Here is a 4,051-nt window from a genome sequence, read left to right on the forward strand (position 1 = left end):
GCCTCGCCGGTGACCATCCGCTCCATCACCCGCCACATCCAGCCGGTGCCCTCGCGGCACGGCGTGCACTGGCCGCAGCTCTCGTGCTTGTAGAAGTATGAGGCGCGCGCGATCGCCTTCACCAGATCGGCGTCCTTGTCGAAGACGATCATGGTGCCGGTGCCGAGGCCCGAGCCTCGGGCCTGCAGGTCCTCGTAGGTCATGATCGCTTCGTCGCACTCGGCCGCCGGGATCATCCGCACCGAGATGCCGCCAGGGATCACCGCCTTCAGGTTGCCCCAGCCGCCGCGCACCCCACCCATGTGCTCTTCGATGAGCTGGCGGATCGGGATGCCGACGGCTTCCTCGACGACGCAGGGCTTGTTGAGGTGGCCTGAGCCGGCGAAAAGCTTGGTGCCGGTGGACTTCTCGGTGCCGAAGCCCGCGAACCAGGCCGCGCCGCGGCGCAGGATCGTGCCGACGACGGCGATGGTCTCAACGTTGTTGACCGTGGTCGGGCAGCCGTAGATGCCCGCGCCCGCCGGGAACGGCGGCTTCAGGCGCGGCTGGCCCTTCTTGCCCTCGAAGCTCTCCATGAGCGCGGTTTCGTCGCCGCAGATGTAGGCCCCGCCGCCATGGGTGACGCGCACGTCGCAATCCCAGCCGTGGACGTTGCCCGGCCCGATCAGCTTGGCGTCATAGGCCTGGCGGATGGCGGCGGTCAGGCGCTCGCGCTCGTGGACGTATTCGCCGCGGATATAGATGTAGGCGGTATGAGCCCGCATGGCCTTGCAGGCGATCAGGCAGCCCTCGATCAGGAGGTGCGGGTCGTTCCGCAGGATGTCGCGGTCCTTGCAGGCGCCCGGTTCGGACTCGTCGGCGTTGACCAGCAGGTAGTGCGGCCGCTCGCTCTCCTGCTTGGGCATGAAGGTCCATTTCAGGCCCGTGGCGAAGCCCGCGCCGCCGCGGCCGCGCAGGCCCGAGGCCTTCATCTGGTCGCAGATCCACTCCGGCGTCTGGGCGACGATGTCCTTCGTGCCGTTCCACGCGCCGCGCAGCTTCGCCCCCTCCAAGCCCCAGTCGTGGAGGCCATAGATGTTGAGGAAAATGCGGTCCTTGTCGGCCAGGATGCCAACCACGCCTTAAACTCCCTTACCCGGGCTGCGCAGGCCGGCGATGAACCAGGCCTGCGCGCCGAAACCGACCAGCAGGGCGAGGATGGCGGCAATCCGCGCCCAGCCCTGCCCGAATTTGAAATAGAAGACGAAGCCGGCGAAGGCGCTGAGCACGGCGACGCCGCAGATGGCCATCATGACCGTGCGCCGGCGCTTCATCTTGGCGATGTCCAGGCTCATGCCGGTGCCTTCGCGGGCCGGGACGGTTTCTCGGGCAGGTTGGGGATCTTGATCTTCCTGGCCAGCGAGCCGTCGTAGAGCGTGGGATCAGTCAGCGCGATGGGCCCGCCCTCCGGCGCCGAGCCCTGGCGGCCGATCGACGAGCCGGGCTTGGGCTTCTTGCCGGCCGCGAAGTCGTCCAACAGCTTCTCGAAGCTCTGCGGCGTCAGGTCCTCGTAGTAATAGTCGTTGATGGCGGCCATCGGCGCATTGGCGCAGGCGCCCATGCACTCGACCTCCTGCCAGTAGAACTTGCCGTCCGGCGAGCGATGGTTCGAGGGGCCGAACTTCCTCTTGCACACGGCCAGGAGCGCCTCTGCCCCACGGGTCTGGCAGGGCGTGGTGCCGCAGACCTGGACCAGGGCCACCTCGCCCACCGGCTCCAGCATGAACATCGTGTAGAAGGTGGCGATCTCCAGCACACGGATCACCGGCATGCCGAGCAGCTCGGCCACGGCGCGGATGGCCGGCTCCGAGACCCAGCCCTCCTGCTTCTGCACCAGCCACAGGACGGCGATCACCGCCGACTGCTGGCGGCCGGCCGGGAAGTTGGCCATCCATTCCCTGGCGGCCTTCAGCGTCTTGGGCGCGAAGGTGAAACCGGCCGGCTGGACCTGGGCAAGCCTGCGGACGCTCAACGGTCGATCTCCCCGAACACGATGTCCAACGAGCCGAGGATCGCGGAGACGTCGGCCAGCATGTGGCCGCGGCTCATCCAGTCCATGGCCTGCAGGAAGGGATAGCTCGGCGCGCGGATCTTGCAGCGGTAAGGCCGGTTGGTCCCGTCCGAGACCAGGTAGACCCCGAACTCGCCCTTGGGCGCCTCGACGGCGGCGTAGACCTCGCCGGGCGGGGTGCGATAGCCCTCGGTGAACAGCTTGAAGTGGTGGATCAGCGACTCCATCGAGCGCTTCATCTCGCCCCGCTTGGGCGGGGCGACCTTGTTGTCCTCGGAGATCGAAGGACCCGGCGTCTTCATCAGCCGCTCGCAGCACTGGGCCATGATCTTCACCGACTGGCGCATCTCCTCCATGCGGCAGAGGTAGCGGTCGTAGCAGTCGCCGTTGATCCCGAGCGGGACGTCGAACTCCATGTCCGAATAGCACTCGTAGGGCTGGCTGCGGCGCAGGTCCCAGGCGATGCCGGAGCCGCGCACCATCACGCCGGAGAAGCCCCAGGCCAGGGCCTCGTCCTTGGTCACCTTGCCGATATCGACGTTGCGCTGCTTGAAGATGCGGTTGCCGGTGATCAGCTTTTCGATGTCGTCGAACACGCGGGGCACCTTGGTGCACCAGTCGGCGATGTCCTGGACCAGTTCCGGCGGCAGGTCCTGGCGCACGCCGCCGACCCGGAAGTAGTTGGCGTGCATGCGCGCGCCGGAGGCCCGCTCATAGAACACCATGAGCTTCTCGCGCTCTTCGAAGCCCCAGAGCGGCGGGGTGAGCGCGCCCACGTCCATGGCCTGGGTCGTGACGTTCAGGATGTGGTTGAGGATGCGGCCGATCTCGGAATAGAGCACCCGGATCAGCGACCCGCGGATCGGCACCTCGACGCCCATGAGGCGCTCCAGCGCCAGCACATAGGCGTGCTCCTGGTTCATCGGGCAGACGTAGTCCAGGCGATCGAAATAGGGGATCGTCTGGGCGTAGGGCCTGGCCTCCATCAGCTTCTCGGTGCCGCGGTGCAGGAGGCCGATGTGCGGGTCGACGCGCTCGACCACCTCGCCGTCCAGCTCCAGCACCATGCGCAGCACGCCGTGCGCGGCGGGGTGCTGCGGCCCGAAGTTGATGTTGAACTTGCGGATCTTGGTCTCGCCCGGAACTTCGGGGGCGAAGAAATCAGAGTCCTTGGCGGGAGCGTTGGCGCCGGTCATGGCTTGCTCCCCGCCGGCGTCGAAGGTCCGGTGACGGCCGGGATCGCCTTCTCGTCGCCGGGGATCAGCGGCGCATATCCGGGCTCGGCGCCCTCCCAGGGCGACAGGAAGTCCCAGTTGCGCCACTCGACCGACTTCACCGGCTCATAGACCACCCGCTTCAGCTCATCGTCGTAGCGGACCTCGACGTAGCCGGTCATCGGGAAGTCCTTGCGCAGCGGATGCCCGTGGAAGCCGTAGTCGGTCAGGATGCGGCGCAGGTCCGGGTGGCCGTCGAAGAAGACGCCGTACATGTCGAAGGCCTCGCGCTCGTACCAGTCGGCGCAGGGGAAGACGGAGGTGACGGACGGAACGGCGGTGTCCTCGTCGGTCTGCACCTTGATCCGGCAGCGCAGGTTCTTGGTCATCGAGAGCAGGTGGTAGACCACGTCGAAGCGCAGCTCGCGCTCGGGATAGTCGGCGCCGCAGACGTCCATCAGCTGGTGGAATTTGAAGTCCGGGTGATCGCGCAGGTAGGTCAGCGCCTCGACGATCCGGGTCGCCGGGCCGGTGAGGTTCACCTCGCCGTACATCACCTCGTAGCTGGAGATCGCGCCAGCCGAGTTGGCGACGATCGCCTGGCCGAGCGCTTCCAGGACCGGAAGGGGCTGGGGCCAGCTCATCGCATGATGGTCCCGGTGCGGCGGATCTTCTTCTGCAGCTGCAGGACGCCGTAGACCAGGGCTTCCGCGGTCGGCGGGCAGCCGGGCACATAGACGTCCACCGGCACGATCCGGTCGCAGCCGCGCACGGTCGAATAGCTGAA

At 67.3% G+C, this 4,051-nt stretch carries 5 protein-coding genes and 1 pseudogene; all 6 read right to left on the reverse strand.

Translation table 11 applies throughout. The annotated features are described in order from the left end of the window. The coding region (gene nuoF / locus ACESMY_RS23490) for an NADH-quinone oxidoreductase subunit NuoF (protein ID WP_372787065.1) at window positions 1–1,118 on the reverse strand (1,118 nt) is incomplete at its 3' end. Between the two features lie 3 nt (window positions 1,119–1,121). Continuing rightward, complete coding sequence (locus tag ACESMY_RS23495) at window positions 1,122–1,334, reverse strand: hypothetical protein (RefSeq protein ID WP_372787066.1); 213 nt, start codon at window positions 1,332–1,334, stop codon at window positions 1,122–1,124. Further along, complete coding sequence (gene nuoE, locus ACESMY_RS23500) at window positions 1,331–2,011, reverse strand: NADH-quinone oxidoreductase subunit NuoE (protein WP_372787067.1); 681 nt, start codon at window positions 2,009–2,011, stop codon at window positions 1,331–1,333. The genes ACESMY_RS23495 and nuoE overlap by 4 nt, the downstream gene beginning before the upstream one ends. Continuing rightward, window positions 2,008–3,246: an NADH-quinone oxidoreductase subunit D gene (locus ACESMY_RS23505; protein ID WP_372787068.1), complete on the reverse strand. Its 1,239-nt coding sequence runs from the start codon at window positions 3,244–3,246 to the stop codon at window positions 2,008–2,010. The genes nuoE and ACESMY_RS23505 overlap by 4 nt, the downstream gene beginning before the upstream one ends. Further along, window positions 3,243–3,908, reverse strand: a complete 666-nt coding sequence (locus ACESMY_RS23510; RefSeq protein WP_372787069.1) for an NADH-quinone oxidoreductase subunit C — start codon at window positions 3,906–3,908, stop codon at window positions 3,243–3,245. Before ACESMY_RS23510 ends, ACESMY_RS23505 begins: the two co-directional genes overlap by 4 nt. Next, a pseudogene (locus tag ACESMY_RS23515) lies at window positions 3,905–4,051 on the reverse strand (NADH-quinone oxidoreductase subunit B); the annotation flags it as partial. The pseudogene ACESMY_RS23515 and the gene ACESMY_RS23510, both read right to left, overlap by 4 nt.

The organism is Phenylobacterium sp., assembly GCF_041691455.1.
In the GTDB taxonomy this organism is placed as follows: domain Bacteria; phylum Pseudomonadota; class Alphaproteobacteria; order Caulobacterales; family Caulobacteraceae; genus Phenylobacterium.

Coding starts and splice junctions, on each gene's coding strand:
- ACESMY_RS23495 (WP_372787066.1), bottom strand. CDS start 1,334: ATGAGCCTGGACATCGCCAAGATGAAGCGCCGGCGCACGGTCATGATG.
- ACESMY_RS23505 (WP_372787068.1), bottom strand. CDS start 3,246: ATGACCGGCGCCAACGCTCCCGCCAAGGACTCTGATTTCTTCGCCCCC.
- ACESMY_RS23510 (WP_372787069.1), bottom strand. CDS start 3,908: ATGAGCTGGCCCCAGCCCCTTCCGGTCCTGGAAGCGCTCGGCCAGGCG.